Genomic DNA, 14,394 nt, shown 5'->3' with positions numbered 1-14,394 from the left:
GAGTTGTTCTCGGCTATGCCTGCGATTGAGAGTTGGTCAATTATGAGTTGTTTCGCACCCTAACAATTTAACATTAAACATTTAACACTTAACATTGGCACAAAGCCTTTGGCAATGTTGAATTTTGAGTTGTTCGGTCGTGAATTAACCAGAAATTATATCACGAATTGAAATGTAGGAGGCTATACGTCCTTGCCTTAGCCTGCGCAGTTGGAAGATACATTCTTATTGTTAGTTCCTCACACCGCAGCTTGCTCAGGTTATGGCGGGGACGCCATAACCTCCTACAGTTAGTATTGCAACTCCACATTGTATAATTCTTAATCGTAGGCGTTAGCCGAGAACAACTCCTAACTCAAAATTCAAAACTCAAAATTCAAACAGGTATCCGTAGTTGTTTTGCAATGCCTCAAATTCTGTTTCGCAGCGATTATGCAGTTCTTTATCGCTGTCCTTGAATATCTTTATAGTTTTCTCTATCTCTTCCATTACGGTTCTTCCTGCTTCAAAGATGGGTCTAAGCTCGTCCTTGAAACAGTCGATGAAAGGTGCATAGTAGTAGCCTATCTCTTCTATCATGAAATAGAAGGTGTCATAGGCATCTTTCATATCCAGTTTCTTGTCTCTTACATCTGCAAGTGTCTGAAGACGGAGCATTTCTATGTTTTTCACCTGGGCTGACACCTCTTGGGCGGTCTTCACCTGATGAAAGTATCGGTCGATAAAGGCGTTGCGCTCATGCAGATTGCGCTTGTAGAACAGCTCGCGCTCTTTTTTGCAAGCCTCGTTCTTGTTAACCTCCTCAAAACGTTCGGCATGTACACCTGACAAGGCTATGGCCATTCCACCGACATCCATGACGAGCCTGCGGTCTCGGGCTATGCGGATTACATAACCTTCGAGTCCGGCATATTCACCTGTCACGATGCGAAGTAGGGTGCGGTTCTTGGAATAATAAACGAAAGGACGAAGCAGGAAGCGGAGACGTTCGGGATCGGTTTCTGCCACACGCATAAATGGCTCCATTTGGTTGCAAGGGATAGTGGCTACTTTTCCTGTACTACAATTCTTACAGAGTTTGTATGATTTTATGTTTTTATCCAAGTAGTCCTGTAATGTTTCCGGGGCACCTTGCAAGAATACCAGTCCACTTACAGAAGGGGTTTCCACTTCGCGCATTCCGCCTCTATTCCTGTGGCGGGGAACATATTTTATTGTCTTATGCACAAAATGGGTTAGTCCATCTTTCTTTAGCTGTTCTTCTATCGACTTTACTTTTTGGTTGTGTACAAAAAGATAACTCCATGACGTGCAGTTATCTTTCACCTGCGAACACTTCTTTATCGCTGAGCCAGTCTTTTCGTCTGGCTCAGAAACGTGTGTGCCCTCTGGAAATTCATTGCTTTCAGATGTCTGAAAACGCTTTGTTTCGTCGGCTGTAGACTGAGAGACCGTGCAATCCTGCTTCATAACCTCTCCGCTACTTTATGTCACTATTGGCTGCCATCACCTGGGAAGACGATGCCAAGTTTACTATAGCAATGTTCATAAATCCATACTATCTGTGGATGTATTAGTCAAGTAAAACACCTACTGTTTTCACATGATAAAACGGTATCTACTCTACAAAAGTACTACTTTTCCTTCACTTCTTATCATTTTTGAATCAAAAAGTTTTGCTAAACCCCGAATTCCTCCTAAAATGTTTTACATATCCGACTTTTCAAGGTTTCAAAAGCCCTTTGTTTACAGCATTCTTTCTCATTGTGCATGTTTATGCCAGTCATAAAGAAAAACCACAACGCAAGAGCCGTGAGTTCCACAGACAGCTAAGAGTGAATAAGTGATTGTAGAAAATGAGGGATGAAATTTGAGTTTTATAGTTGCCATAAATCGTTTTTTGAATTAGCTTTGGTTAATATTAATTAATAACGACAATAAAGTAAGGGCGAAGTGGCTTGGTTACGATAAAAAAGAGTAACTTTGCACCCGCTATTACGAGATAGTAGCATAAATTCAAACCAACAAAACAATAATTTTAAAAATGGCAACAAAAATCAGATTGCAGCGCGGCGGTCGTAAAGGCTACGCTTTCTATCGTATCGTTATCGCTGATTCAAGAGCACCACGTGATGGTAAGTTTACTGAGAAGATTGGTACATACAACCCTAACACCAATCCTGCTACTGTAGATTTGGATTTTGACCGTGCCCTCTACTGGGTAGAGTGTGGCGCACAGCCCACAGCTACAACTCACAACATCCTTAAGGGTGAAGGCGTTTATCTTATGAAGCACCTCCGTGGTGGCGTTAAGAAGGGCGCTTTTGATGAGGCTACTGCCCAGAAGAAGTTCGACGCATGGAAGGCTGACAAGCAGAAGGGTCTTGATACCGTTCGCGAGAGCGAGGCTAAGGCTAAGGCTGAGGCTGCCGCTAAGGAGCTTGAGGCTGAGAAGAAGGTAAACGAGGCTATTGCCAAGAAGGTAGCTGAGAAGAAGGCTGCTGAGGCTGCCGCTAAGGCAGAGGCTGAAGCTGCTGCTAACGCAGAGGCTACAGAGGAGACTCCGGCAGAGGCTTAATTACCAGTCAAAACGAAAAGCCACGATCCGTAAAAAGGTCGTAAAACATAAATCCCAGGAACTTCAGTTCTTGGGATTTATTGTTTTATCAGGCTTTGGTTTTCACCATGTACAACTACACCTTATTATATATAAGATACACTTTGCATTTCACAATACATAATTTATGGCAACAACAGAAGCACAACACTCACGCCTACCCTACCGCGCTATAGCTCTCGACCTTGACGGTACCCTGACCAACAACGCCAAGGAAGTGACTCCACTGACACGCGAAACTCTACTGAAGGCACAAGCCGACGGAGCACATATCATATTGGCTTCGGGCAGACCCACATACGGCATCATTCCCGTAGCCGACTGTCTGGGACTGGAAGAGACGGGCGGATACATACTGGCATACAACGGAGGAAAAATAGTTGACTGCAAGACTATGGAAGAACTCTATTCCAACTTCCTTCCCGCAGAGGTGATACCAATGTTGCACCAATATGCAAGAAGCAAAGGCTACGCTCTGCTGGGCTATGCAGGCAACGAAATCGTAACCGAAATGCCCGACGACCAATATGTGAAGGAGGAGTCGCGCATCAACCATATGAATATAAGAAAGGTGGAATGCCTGACTGACCATCTTGAAGCACACCCCACAAAGCTTCTCATGACGGGCGACCCAGCTGTAATGGTTGAAGCAGAAAAGGAACTGACAGAACTGGTAGGCAACTATATCGACGTGTTCCGCTCGGCACCTTTCTTTATAGAACTTGTACCGAAGGGAATAGACAAGGCTCAGTCGCTCGTCCGTCTGCTTACACAACTTGAGCTGACCCCGAAAGACATGATTGCCTTCGGAGACGGATACAACGACCTTTCGATGCTGAAGCTGGCTGGTATTGGTGTGGCTATGGCTAATGCCGCACCCGAAGTGAGAGCCGAAGCCGACTATGTGACATTGTCGAACGAGGAGGACGGAGTGGCTGCTGCCATAGAGAAGTTCTGCTATGACAAAGGATAACAAACCGGAAAAGCAAATGAAAGTAGACACAACAACATATAAGGAGATTAATCGCCCTATGTACATCCTGGAAGAGGAGCGCCTGCGTCGCAACCTCTCCATCATTAGCGATGTGGCAAAACGTGCCGACGTAGAAATCATTCTGGCATTTAAGGCCTATGCCTTGTGGAAGACGTTCCCCATATTCAAGGAGTATATCAAGTCGACTACAGCAAGCTCGTTGGGCGAAGCAAGACTCGCCGTGGACAAGTTCGGCAAGAAGGCACATACCTTCTCGCCTGCCTATACCGACTATGAGATTGACGAGATGGCACGTTGTTCAAGTCATCTGACGTTCAACTCGCTCTCGCAATACGAGCGTCTGCACGATAGAGCCAAGAATGCAAACGAAGAAATAAGCTTCGGACTGCGCATCAATCCCGAATACTCGGAAATAGAAACCGACATATACAATCCTTGTGCAGCCGGTACACGATTCGGCATAAGTGCCGACAAGATGCCCGAGACTCTGCCTTCGGACATAGACGGATTCCATTGCCATTGCCATTGCGAGAACGGATCGGATGTTTTCGAACGCACCTTGAAGCATATTGAGGATAAATTCTCGGGATGGTTCAAGCAGATAAAATGGATAAACTTCGGCGGCGGACACCTTATGACACGCAAAGACTACGATATAGAACTGCTCGTAAACATACTGAAGGAATTTCACAATCGCTATCCTTGGCTCAAGGTCATAATGGAACCAGGAAGTGCATTCGGATGGCAAACCGGTCCGCTGGTAGCCCAAGTGATAGACATTGTAGAAGACAAAGGCATAAAAACAGCAATTCTGAACGTTAGTTTCTCATGTCATATGCCCGATTGTCTGGAAATGCCATACCATCCGGCAGTAAGAGGAGCCAGAACCATTGAGGAGAATCCCGACTATAGCAAGCCATATACTTATCGTCTGGGAGCTAACAGTTGTCTGTCGGGCGACTTTATGTCGGCATGGGAATTCGACCATGAACTCGAAATCGGCGAAAATATCATCTTCGAGGACATGAATCACTACACAACAGTCAAGACAACCATGTTCAACGGCATCTCTCATCCGGCACTCGCTTTTGTGCATTCGGGCACAAATGAACTGGAAATTATGCGAGAATATGGACCCAAAGACTACATTTCGCGTATGAATTAAAGAAAAATGCACTTTTTCTTGAAAATTCTTGTCAAAACTTTTGGAGTTTCAAGAAAAAGTGCTACCTTTGCAACCGCTTTCAAGAACGAAGCAATCTGAAAGAAATAACAGATGCGGCAATAGCTCAGTTGGTAGAGCACAACCTTGCCAAGGTTGGGGTCGCGAGTTCAAGTCTCGTTTGCCGCTCAAAGTTCTGAATAGATAAAGGCGCAAGTCTTATTTTGCCCAGGTGGCGGAATTGGTAGACGCGCACGTTTCAGGTGCGTGTGTTTAACGACGTGCAGGTTCGAGTCCTGTTCTGGGCACTGACTATTCAGAACAATCACATAACTACATTATGGAGAGGTGGCGGAATTGGTAGACGCGCTACTTTGAGGGGGTAGTGACAATTGTGTCGTGGGAGTTCGAGTCTCCTCCTCTTCACTTGTTAGTAATGTGAAAACAATGCGGCAATAGCTCAGTTGGTAGAGCACAACCTTGCCAAGGTTGGGGTCGCGAGTTCAAGTCTCGTTTGCCGCTCTTCTTTTAAAAGGTTTTAAAATCGGTATTTTTGAAGAACAAAACAGAATTCAATGAACTTATACTTAAGATATTTTGACAAGGAGACGTTGGTAACAAACGTTGACGATGCATTGGATTTCTTGCGCTCAATCCAGGAAATAGGAATGAATGCAAACCTTGAAGCTGATGTAAGAGAATACGCCAACAGCGATGTATATTATCCCAAAAGATATAAAATCAGACCACGCGTCTACTTTATTATAATTAAGACAACAGCAGCTACAATGCTTGACTTCAAGCAGAAGAAGGCTCTGCATCCCGTACCACAAAACGGCGCGGCAGGCGATAAGCATGATATGGCTTCGGTTGTAGCTTCACGCCTGAACGAAGCACATCCGGGATGGTACGAAGGCGAACTGGACTTCAAGCGCGTAGTATTGATTCCTGCTACTGGCAAGCACGAATATCGCGACACGCACTTTGTAGTAAGATGCAAAGCCAATTCGGGACAAGACTGCTACAACCGCATTGTAGAGCATCTGCGCGACCGTGTGGACAACCGCTCACAGTTCCCGTCAGCCAAAGGAAAGAACTTCCACTACAAGTATCTTGGTATGTGGAAATAAAACATACTGTTTATTCATGTCATAGGATGTCGCATTATACACGGCATCCTATGTTTGGTTTATCCTATAACAACAAAAACAGACTATTATGAACAAAGTAATGCTTATAGGAAACGTTGGCAAAGAGCCTGACGTGAAATATTATGATGCCGACCAGGCTGTAGCACAATTCCCATTGGCTACAACCGAAAGAGGATATGTACTGCCCAATGGCACTCGTGTGCCCGACCGTACCGACTGGCACAATATAGTAATGTGGAGAGAGCTTGCCAAGATTGCCGAAAGATATGTACACAAAGGCGACAAGATATATATTGAAGGCAGAATACGCTACAGATACTACGACGACAAGAAAGGTCAACGCAGATTTATAGCCGAGATATATGCCGACAATATGGAACTTCTCACACCAAAACAAGCCTCAACCGCGGCCCAAAACTTACAGCCGAAAGACAATACTCGTACTAATATTAAAGAAGACGCCGACAACGACACGTTGCCATTCTAAACATATATAATAATTGTGGAAACATACTTAAAATTCATTTCTGATTCACTCTCCGACGTTTATCTCATAGCTCCTACTACGGGTGTATTGATATGTGTTGCACTTACTCTGATGCTTATGGCTATGTCGGCATTTGCAAGTGGTTCGGAAATAGCCTTCTTCAGTCTGTCGCCATCTGACATGGCTGAACTGAACGCACAAAAAACATCAAGCGACAGTAATATCCTGAAATTGCGCGAGGATAGCGAGCGCACGCTGGCAACAATTCTGATTACGAACAACTTCGTCAATGTAACGATAATCATGCTGTGCAACTACATCTTCGGCAACATCGTTCATTTCGGAGAGAAAGCATATTGGCTGCAATTCCTTTCGCTTACAGTAATGCTGACTTTCCTGCTTCTGCTCTTTGGCGAAATTATGCCTAAGGTGTACAGCCGTCAGGATCCGCTTAACTTCTGCAGAAAAGCCGTAAAGGGAGTATGTATTTGCCGAAAGGTGTTCTGGCCTATAGAGAACATACTTCTGCGTAGTGGCATTATTGCCGAGAAAGTTGTGCAGAAGGAAAAGCACGTGCTGAGTGTTGACGATCTGGAACATGCTCTTGAATTGACCGACAAGAACGACATCAAGGACGAACAAAGCATGCTTAAGGGCATCATACGCTTTGGTGACGAAACTGCCAAGGAGGTTATGACAAGCCGACAAGACATTGTAGGACTCGACATCAAGTCGAACTATACAGAAGTGCTCAACTGTATTGTCGAGAACAACTACAGCCGTATCCCCGTATATCAGGAGAATGGTGACAACATTCGCGGTATATTATACATCAAGGATTTGCTGCCTCATCTGACTAAACCAGCAAGTTTCCGTTGGCAAAGTCTGATGCGTCCCCCCTATTTTGTTCCTGAGACAAAGAAGATTGACGACCTCATGCGCGAATTCCAGGAGAACAAGATACACATAGCCATTGTTGTAGATGAGTTTGGCGGCACGAGCGGACTTGTCACATTGGAAGATATTCTCGAAGAGATTGTCGGTGAAATCAACGACGAGTACGACGAAGAGAGCAAGCTGTACAGCAAGTTGAACTACAATACATACATATTTGAAGGCAAGACTTTGCTGACCGACTTCTGCAAGACCTTGAACGTCAACGACGAAGAATTTGCTGACGTAGAAGGCGATGCCGACACGCTCGCAGGATTGCTGTTGGAGATAAAAGGCGACTTCCTTAGCATTCACGAGAAGGTAGACTTCAAGAACTATACATTCGAGATAGTAGGCATAGAGGAACGCCGTATAAGCAGAATCAAAGTCACGATACACGAGAAAAAGAAGGAAGACATCCAGGAGAAATAACCTTAATGGATGACAACCTTCGGGGAGAAACAATATTGTAGATTATGCCTCTATTATATATTGAGAGAATTGACAAACGTACGCAATTAGGAATATGGCAGTTTGATGACCGCACACACATAGAGGACGTATGTCCGCCAGAAGTGTACAACAAGATAAAGACGATGTGCAACAATCGTCAGAAAGAAACGGCTGCAGTATATGCGTTGCTTAACGAGATGCTGGGCAGAGGCGGCTGGACTATTGACCACGAAGACTCTGGAAGACCGATACTAAGAGATTCAGGGTTGGAGATAGGCATCAGTCACACCAACAACTATGCAAGCTTGATAATATCCGAATCAAAGCGTGTGGCTTTAGACATAGAACATGTAAGCGACAGGATATGTAAGATTGAGGAGAAATTCATGCGTAGCGACGAGCTGGAATATAGCCATACTCTAATCAAACCGGCAAACATCCCAGACAACAACCATACAAACAAAGCATGTATTCTGCTATTGTTCTGGTGTGCCAAGGAAACGATGTATAAATTCTATTCGGACAACCATCTGGCACTACACGACATAAAGATAGAACAGATAGAAGAAGCCAACAGCAATAATGGCAGTATAAGATGCTGCAATATACAGAATGGAGACAAGAAAACAATATTCTATAGAATAGACAAAAATACAGTTTTGACTTATTTAGCATAAGCAAAAGCGGTTCGGAAAAAGGAATGACTCAGATCATTCAATTTCCGAACCGCTTTTTTGTTTATGTATAATCAGCATACATTATTATCAGTACATCTTACAGTCAATACATATAATAATACCAATATGTGTTGCCATAGGTATCGCGCAATGCAGTCTTTCGCTCACGAGCATCGGTTATGGAGTTTTCAAGTTTCTGCATATCCTCAAAGTCAGCATCCAGCACATTATCATGAAGCACGACACACGGATTAGCATGCGAATGAGTATAGAGTATCAGAGCCTCCTTGTAATGCTTTGGCAACTGCACAGAGTCGTTCACCTCATAGTATCTGGTAATGTTGTGCGCAAAGGCATCAAGCTTCTTGTCCATAAGATAGGCACATAACAGATAATCAACAGAACGACGATTAAGGCGCTTATGCCTACGCTGATAGTCAAGATAGTGCATAGTTGACATCCGTTGCAGATATGCATTGCCGAGATATGCATAGAATGTGGTGTCAGCCAACAATCCAAAACCAATGTTATCGCCATTAGGCATTAATGCAGCCGAACCTCCCTTCAACGGAAATTCGAAAAGCCTTTCAGGCAATTCACCTTTACGTGAAAGCGAGTAAGCCGTAAGCATCGTCAGATTCTCGTCGGCATCTGAATGCTGCTGCAATGTGAGCAAAGCCTCATCAACGTCGTTGTCTGCCAAACATTGTTCTACATGCACACGGTCGTGAAGCACTCTGTCGGAATTGCTCCAACCACAAACAAATAGCATCTGAAGCAGCACTAAAGCAAGGTTAATCCACAGCTGACGTGTCTGATTCATGGAATTCATACTATACTTTTCGGCAATACCCGATGAATTCAAGATCCAGACAACGACAAAGAACAATATAAAACACGATGGCAACACGTATCCACCCCAACCAAATTCAAGAAAGCCATTAGCGGCAGATGCCGACTGACGTACATCAGTAATCATGGCAAGCAGAAGTGAGGAAGGGACAAACGTAAATGCCCATGCCAATCGCATTCGCTGAAACAAACGGACAACACCCACCTGTATGAGGAGCAGTACTATTGTAATTAGTACCGCTCCCACAAAGTGATTGTAATGGGTTTGTCCTTCTGACAACACGTGCTGAATAATCGTCATTAAATCTGCCTGATAAAAATACAGGAAGAAAAACGAGAACAACGTAAAAACGAATGTACACAACACGCGTTTCAATGTATCCTGACTATACTTTACCCTATTCATTAATTTCTTTTTAATACTACAGCCGAACGGGCTGGAATATAAAGCTTAAGCCATTCCTTACGGTCGTTCACATACAACGGGTCGTAATTGGTAAGATGTGTGATTGTATCGTCTGCAAGACCATTGCCGCCAAAGTCCTTTGAATCGGTATTCAACACTACATCGTACGAACCTGTAGGCACAAGGAATCCGTAATCGACGAACGACTGTGTCGGACTGAAGTTGAAGACAAACACCAAGTCGCCACGCATATAAGCGAGAATCTGATCTGAATCGTTGTGCCAAATCTCTACTACCGGCTTGTTCTGAATGTTCTTCTCAAGCTTGAGCGTTGACAACATTGCCTTGTCAAAATCGCCAAGATAATGATAGTTGAGTTCGGGGTTGTCTACAAGGTTCCATTGACGACGTGCATACTTATAGCTCCAGCCGTTACCCTCACGCGGGAAGTCAATCCATTCGGGATGACCGAACTCATTGCCCATGAAGTTAAGATAGCCGCCATTGATAGTAGATGCTGTGACAAGACGTATCATCTTGTGCAGGGCTATACCTCTATTAGCGCGGTCGTTTTCGTCGCCTTTACGGAAGTGCCAGTACATATCGGCATCAATAAGGCGGAAGATAATGGTCTTGTCGCCTACAAGAGCCTGGTCGTGGCTTTCACAATAGCTTATGGTACGCTCATCGGAACGACGGTTTGTGACCTCCCAGAAAATAGAGCTTGGTTTCCATGCTTCATCTGGAAGTTCCTTGATGGTCTTAATCCAATAGTCGGGGATGTTCATGGCCATACGATAGTCGAAGCCATAGCCGCCATCGGTAAACTTGGCAGCAAGTCCTGGCATGCCGCTGACTTCCTCTGCGATGGTTATTGCATTGGGATTAACCTCATGTATAAGAAGATTGGCAAGTGTCAGGTAGCAGATGGCATTATCGTCCTGATGTCCGTTGAAGTAGTCGCCATAGTTGCAGAAAGCCTCGCCAAGTCCGTGGCTATAATAAAGCATTGATGTAACGCCGTCGAAACGGAATCCGTCGAAATGGAATTCCTCAAGCCAGTATTTGCAGTTAGATAGCAGGAAGTGTATCACCTCGTCCTTGCCATAGTCGAAGCATAATGAGTCCCAAGCCGGATGTTCGTGTTTCTCGCCCGGATAGAAATACTGGTTGGGGTCGCCTGCAAGGTTACCCAATCCCTCTATCTCGTTCTTTACGGCATGTGAATGTACAATATCCATGATAACGGCAATGCCGTCCTTGTGAGCCTGATCGATAAGATCCTTCAGATCCTCTGGAGTACCGAAGCGTGAAGAAGCAGCAAAGAAGCTGCTCACATGGTATCCGAACGAACCATAATAAGGATGCTCCTGAATGGCCATAATCTGAATACAATTGTATCCGTCCTTCTTGATTCTCGGCAATACATTCTCACGGAACTCATTGTATGTTCCTACCTTTTCGGCATCCTGCGACATTCCGATATGGCACTCGTAGATGAGAAGCGGCGACTTGTTGGCCTTAAACTTGGTCTTCTTCCATTCATAAGGCTCGGGGTTCCAAACCTGTGCTGAGAATATCTTTGTCTGCTCATCCTGAACCACGCGAGTAGCCCAGGCAGGGATACGTTCGCCCATTCCGCCGTTCCAATATACATGCATCTTGAAGAGGTCGCCATGTTTGACAGCCTTTTCAGAAAGTTTCAGCTCCCAATTGCCAGCCTCATCGATACGCTTTGCGCTATAACGTTCGCTTTCAGTCCAAGCGTTGAAGTCGCCTACAAGATATATTGCAGTAGCATTAGGTGCCCATTCGCGGAACACCCATCCGCGCTTTGCTTTGTGCAGACCATAATACTTATGTCCATTGGCAAAATCCGTAAGTTTTGTCTTTCCATTATTTGTCAATGAGTTGAGCTTCCACAGAGCATGGTCATGACGTCCCTTTATCGCTTCTTCGTAAGGCGCAAGGTAAGCATCATTCTTGACCAATCCAATATGTTTAACTTTGGACTCGGAGTTTTTAGTCTGTGTCTTTTTTGATTTTAATGCCATAGCTATAAAATTAGTACGTTAGTTAATCTTCAAATCGTTTGCCATTTTCATAATGACCACGTTTAATAACTTGGCCATTCCGGTCTTTCTCTACAAAATTTCCATCTCGTCGGCCGTTGACATACGAGCCTTCAAAACGTTTGCCGTCTTTATTTTCTTCAATGGCGGCACCATTGCGGCGTCCGTCCTTGTACATACCCTTGAATTTAGAGCCGTCAGAAAAGTGGATTATAACCTGGCCATTTATCTTGCCGTTCTTGAATTCGCCATCGAAGACATCACCGTTCTTCTTGACAAGTTTGCCATGTCCGTTCTGGCGGTCGTTCTTCCACATACCTACATACATATCGCCATTTTTCCAAAGGAAAGTACCCATGCCATCCTTGTCACCTTCGTTGAAATGACCTGTATATTTATCGCCGTTCTTATACTTGAATATACCCTCGCCAGTACGCTCGCCCTGTACGTAATCGCCCTCATAAACGTCGCCGTTCTGGAAGCGATACACGCCCTTGCCATTCTGTATGTCGTTGAGCCAATCGCCAGTATATACATCGCCATCGGCATACTTGTTTGTACCCTTACCCGAGCGCTGATTGTTGAGCCACATTCCGTCGTAAGTGGTTCCGTCGTTCCATGCAAAGAAACCTTTGCCCGACTTCTGGTCGTTATTCCAGTTGCCGTCGTAGTAGGCACCGCTTGCGAATGTGTATTTTCCCTTGCCCTGGCGCTTGTCTTTCTGCCAGTTGCCATCGTAAATATCACCATTATAATAGTACATCACACCATGACCATGCTGATAATCACGATACCACATTCCCTTATAGCGGTTGTTGTTCATAAACCAGAATGTGCCAAAGCCGTGCTGTTGGTCTTGAAACCACTCGCCTTCGTACTTCTCACCGTCGGAAAATGTATAAATACCTTGTCCTTGGCGTTTGCCCTTGACATATTCGCCTTCGAATATATCACCATTCTTAAAAACAGTACTACCCTTGCCTTGCGGCTTTCCTGCCTGCATCTGACCCTTGTACTGTCCGCCATCATGAGTAATGCACGAACCCAAGGTGATTTTTTGCGCAAATGAGCCTACAGAAAAGACAGACAACAGCACAAATAAGTATATAGATTTTTTCACTTTTATTCAATTTACAATTATTCTATGCCAAAATTATCAATTAATTGCGAGACAACAAAATGTATTTAGGATTTTTAGCGGAAATATTGCGAAATAAACATTAAATTTGCAGACTAAATCATTCTAAAACAACAACCGGCATGCTTACAAAAGACAAAATAAAAAAGATTCAAAGGTTTATAAGCATTGACATTTGGGGCATTAATCGCGAAAGTGTGTCACCATCCAAATATTTCATGCTCTCAATTGTCAAGAGACTTATTCTTGCAATTGAGTTCACAACGGCAAAACGCATAACAAGTGCAGCCGCAGCACTCACCTACTCCACCCTGCTGGCTATTGTACCAATATTAGCCGTAGTGTTTGCCATAGCCCGTGGATTCGGATACAACAAATACATAGAAGAGTGGTTTCGCGACTCGTTCTCAAGTCAGCCGCAAGCTGCCGAAACAATAATCGGATTCGTCAACTCATACCTTATTCATACCAAGAGCGGACTGTTCTTGGGGATTGGCCTTATATTCATGTTCTTTACTGTGCTGATGCTTATCAGCAATATAGAGCTGACGTTCAACAACATCTGGCAGATAAAGAAGCAACGAAGCGTATTCCGTACCATTACCGACTACACGTCGATGTTCCTGTTGGTGCCGATAACCATCGTGATAACTTCGGGCGTAAGCATTTTCTTTGCTACAATATTCAAGCAGATTGAAAACACCATGCTCATAGGTCCGCTCACACAGTTCATCCTACAGCTTATGCCATACGTGCTCATGTCGAGCGTGTTCATAGCATTGTACATATTCATGCCCAACACCAAGGTGAAACTGACATGTGCCATAGCTCCAGGCATACTTGCCGGTGTGGCAATGCAAGGGCTGCAGATATTCTACATCCACTCTCAGATATGGGTGAGTTCGTACAATGCCATATACGGATCGTTCGCTGCATTGCCGTTGTTTATGCTTTGGGTGCAGATTTCATGGCTTATCTGTCTGTTTGGCGCAGAACTATGCTATGCAAGCCAGAATATGGAAGACTTCGCTTTCCGCACAAAGGCAGAAGACCTGAGCCATCGCTACAAGACGTTGCTGTGTCTGATTCTTACCAATCAGATATGTAAGCAATTTGCCGAAGGAGGCAAACCCTACTCGGCACTCGACTTGAAGCTACGCACCGGCATTCCTATCCGCATCGTCAACGAACTGCTGTACGAGCTGACCCAGATAAACATCATTACCGAAATATCAGGTGGCGACAAGGGCGAGACCACATATTACCAACCGGCAATATGCCTGACACGTCTCACCGTAGGCACTCTAATCGACCGGCTGGAAGCCAACGGCAAATGGGCTTTGAGCATAGACATGCGCAAACTTGCATCGCCTGTATGGAAGGAAGCTTTTGCCAACCGCTCGGATTATCTCAACAAACAGAGAAGTCTTCTCGTAAAGGATCTGTAATCAT

The 14,394-nt window shown here is 44.6% G+C and carries 12 protein-coding genes and 4 tRNA genes; 12 read left to right on the top strand and 4 right to left on the bottom strand.

Features of this window, described 5'->3' with window-relative positions:
- Window positions 1-369: 369 nt before the first annotated feature.
- Window positions 370-1,470, bottom strand: a complete 1,101-nt coding sequence (locus I6E49_RS05880) for a hypothetical protein (RefSeq protein WP_235400984.1) — start codon at window positions 1,468-1,470, stop codon at window positions 370-372.
- 574 nt (window positions 1,471-2,044) lie between these two features.
- On the opposite strand from I6E49_RS05880, the gene I6E49_RS05875 reads away from it, so the two are divergent.
- The 11 genes from I6E49_RS05875 to I6E49_RS05825 all read left to right on the top strand — a co-directional run bounded on the left by I6E49_RS05875 (window position 2,045) and on the right by I6E49_RS05825 (window position 8,474).
- Window positions 2,045-2,578, top strand: a complete 534-nt coding sequence (locus I6E49_RS05875) for a 30S ribosomal protein S16 (protein WP_235400983.1) — start codon at window positions 2,045-2,047, stop codon at window positions 2,576-2,578.
- A gap of 166 nt (window positions 2,579-2,744) precedes the next feature.
- Window positions 2,745-3,590, top strand: coding sequence for a Cof-type HAD-IIB family hydrolase (locus tag I6E49_RS05870; RefSeq protein WP_235400982.1), 846 nt, complete (start codon window positions 2,745-2,747; stop codon window positions 3,588-3,590).
- Between the two features lie 16 nt (window positions 3,591-3,606).
- Window positions 3,607-4,776: a carboxynorspermidine decarboxylase gene (nspC, locus tag I6E49_RS05865; RefSeq protein WP_235400981.1), complete on the top strand. Its 1,170-nt coding sequence runs from the start codon at window positions 3,607-3,609 to the stop codon at window positions 4,774-4,776.
- A gap of 113 nt (window positions 4,777-4,889) precedes the next feature.
- Window positions 4,890-4,962 (top strand) — tRNA-Gly (locus I6E49_RS05860).
- 37 nt (window positions 4,963-4,999) lie between these two features.
- Window positions 5,000-5,081, top strand: a tRNA-Leu gene (locus tag I6E49_RS05855).
- A gap of 34 nt (window positions 5,082-5,115) precedes the next feature.
- Window positions 5,116-5,199: transfer RNA gene (locus tag I6E49_RS05850), tRNA-Leu, on the top strand.
- A gap of 23 nt (window positions 5,200-5,222) precedes the next feature.
- Window positions 5,223-5,295, top strand: a tRNA-Gly gene (locus tag I6E49_RS05845).
- Window positions 5,296-5,348: 53 nt separating this feature from the next.
- A complete protein-coding gene (locus I6E49_RS05840) occupies window positions 5,349-5,903 on the top strand; it encodes a hypothetical protein (RefSeq protein WP_235400980.1) in 555 nt (184 codons plus the stop codon).
- Window positions 5,904-5,991: 88 nt separating this feature from the next.
- Entirely contained in the window at window positions 5,992-6,411 is a 420-nt protein-coding gene (locus I6E49_RS05835) for a single-stranded DNA-binding protein (RefSeq protein ID WP_235400979.1), read from the top strand.
- Window positions 6,412-6,522: 111 nt separating this feature from the next.
- Window positions 6,523-7,776, top strand: coding sequence for a gliding motility-associated protein GldE (gldE, locus tag I6E49_RS05830; RefSeq protein ID WP_235400991.1), 1,254 nt, complete (start codon window positions 6,523-6,525; stop codon window positions 7,774-7,776).
- A 44-nt stretch (window positions 7,777-7,820) separates the two neighbouring features.
- Window positions 7,821-8,474, top strand: a complete 654-nt coding sequence (locus I6E49_RS05825; protein ID WP_235400977.1) for a 4'-phosphopantetheinyl transferase family protein — start codon at window positions 7,821-7,823, stop codon at window positions 8,472-8,474.
- A gap of 103 nt (window positions 8,475-8,577) precedes the next feature.
- On the opposite strand, the gene I6E49_RS14585 is transcribed toward I6E49_RS05825, so the two are convergent.
- The 3 genes from I6E49_RS14585 to I6E49_RS05810 all read right to left on the bottom strand — a co-directional run bounded on the left by I6E49_RS14585 (window position 8,578) and on the right by I6E49_RS05810 (window position 12,924).
- Window positions 8,578-9,573: a DUF6057 family protein gene (locus tag I6E49_RS14585; protein WP_235400975.1), complete on the bottom strand. Its 996-nt coding sequence runs from the start codon at window positions 9,571-9,573 to the stop codon at window positions 8,578-8,580.
- Window positions 9,574-9,731: 158 nt separating this feature from the next.
- A complete protein-coding gene (locus I6E49_RS05815; RefSeq protein ID WP_235400973.1) occupies window positions 9,732-11,786 on the bottom strand; it encodes an alpha amylase C-terminal domain-containing protein in 2,055 nt (684 codons plus the stop codon).
- Between the two features lie 22 nt (window positions 11,787-11,808).
- Window positions 11,809-12,924 (bottom strand): phosphatidylinositol-4-phosphate 5-kinase, encoded by a 1,116-nt coding sequence (locus tag I6E49_RS05810; protein WP_235400972.1) that lies wholly within the window; start codon window positions 12,922-12,924, stop codon window positions 11,809-11,811.
- Between the two features lie 215 nt (window positions 12,925-13,139).
- Here I6E49_RS05810 and I6E49_RS05805 point away from each other — a divergent pair, with 215 nt between their 5' ends.
- Entirely contained in the window at window positions 13,140-14,390 is a 1,251-nt protein-coding gene (locus I6E49_RS05805) for a YihY/virulence factor BrkB family protein (protein ID WP_320851444.1), read from the top strand.
- Window positions 14,391-14,394 lie beyond the last annotated feature (4 nt).

The sequence above is a fragment of the Leyella stercorea genome (genome assembly GCF_021531655.1).
The sequence above is the reverse complement of the archived record's forward strand: the minus strand, read 5'-3'. Positions and strand labels throughout refer to the sequence as shown.

Excerpts from the sequence above, each read along its gene's own strand:
- I6E49_RS05880 (WP_235400984.1), bottom strand. The coding sequence starts at position 1,470 with ATGAAGCAGGATTGCACGGTCTCTCAGTCTACAGCCGACGAAACAAAG.
- I6E49_RS05875 (WP_235400983.1), top strand. The coding sequence starts at position 2,045 with ATGGCAACAAAAATCAGATTGCAGCGCGGCGGTCGTAAAGGCTACGCT.
- I6E49_RS05870 (WP_235400982.1), top strand. The coding sequence starts at position 2,745 with ATGGCAACAACAGAAGCACAACACTCACGCCTACCCTACCGCGCTATA.
- nspC (WP_235400981.1), top strand. The coding sequence starts at position 3,607 with ATGAAAGTAGACACAACAACATATAAGGAGATTAATCGCCCTATGTAC.
- I6E49_RS05840 (WP_235400980.1), top strand. The coding sequence starts at position 5,349 with ATGAACTTATACTTAAGATATTTTGACAAGGAGACGTTGGTAACAAAC.
- I6E49_RS05835 (WP_235400979.1), top strand. The coding sequence starts at position 5,992 with ATGAACAAAGTAATGCTTATAGGAAACGTTGGCAAAGAGCCTGACGTG.
- gldE (WP_235400991.1), top strand. The coding sequence starts at position 6,523 with ATGCTTATGGCTATGTCGGCATTTGCAAGTGGTTCGGAAATAGCCTTC.
- I6E49_RS05825 (WP_235400977.1), top strand. The coding sequence starts at position 7,821 with ATGCCTCTATTATATATTGAGAGAATTGACAAACGTACGCAATTAGGA.
- I6E49_RS05815 (WP_235400973.1), bottom strand. The coding sequence starts at position 11,786 with ATGGCATTAAAATCAAAAAAGACACAGACTAAAAACTCCGAGTCCAAA.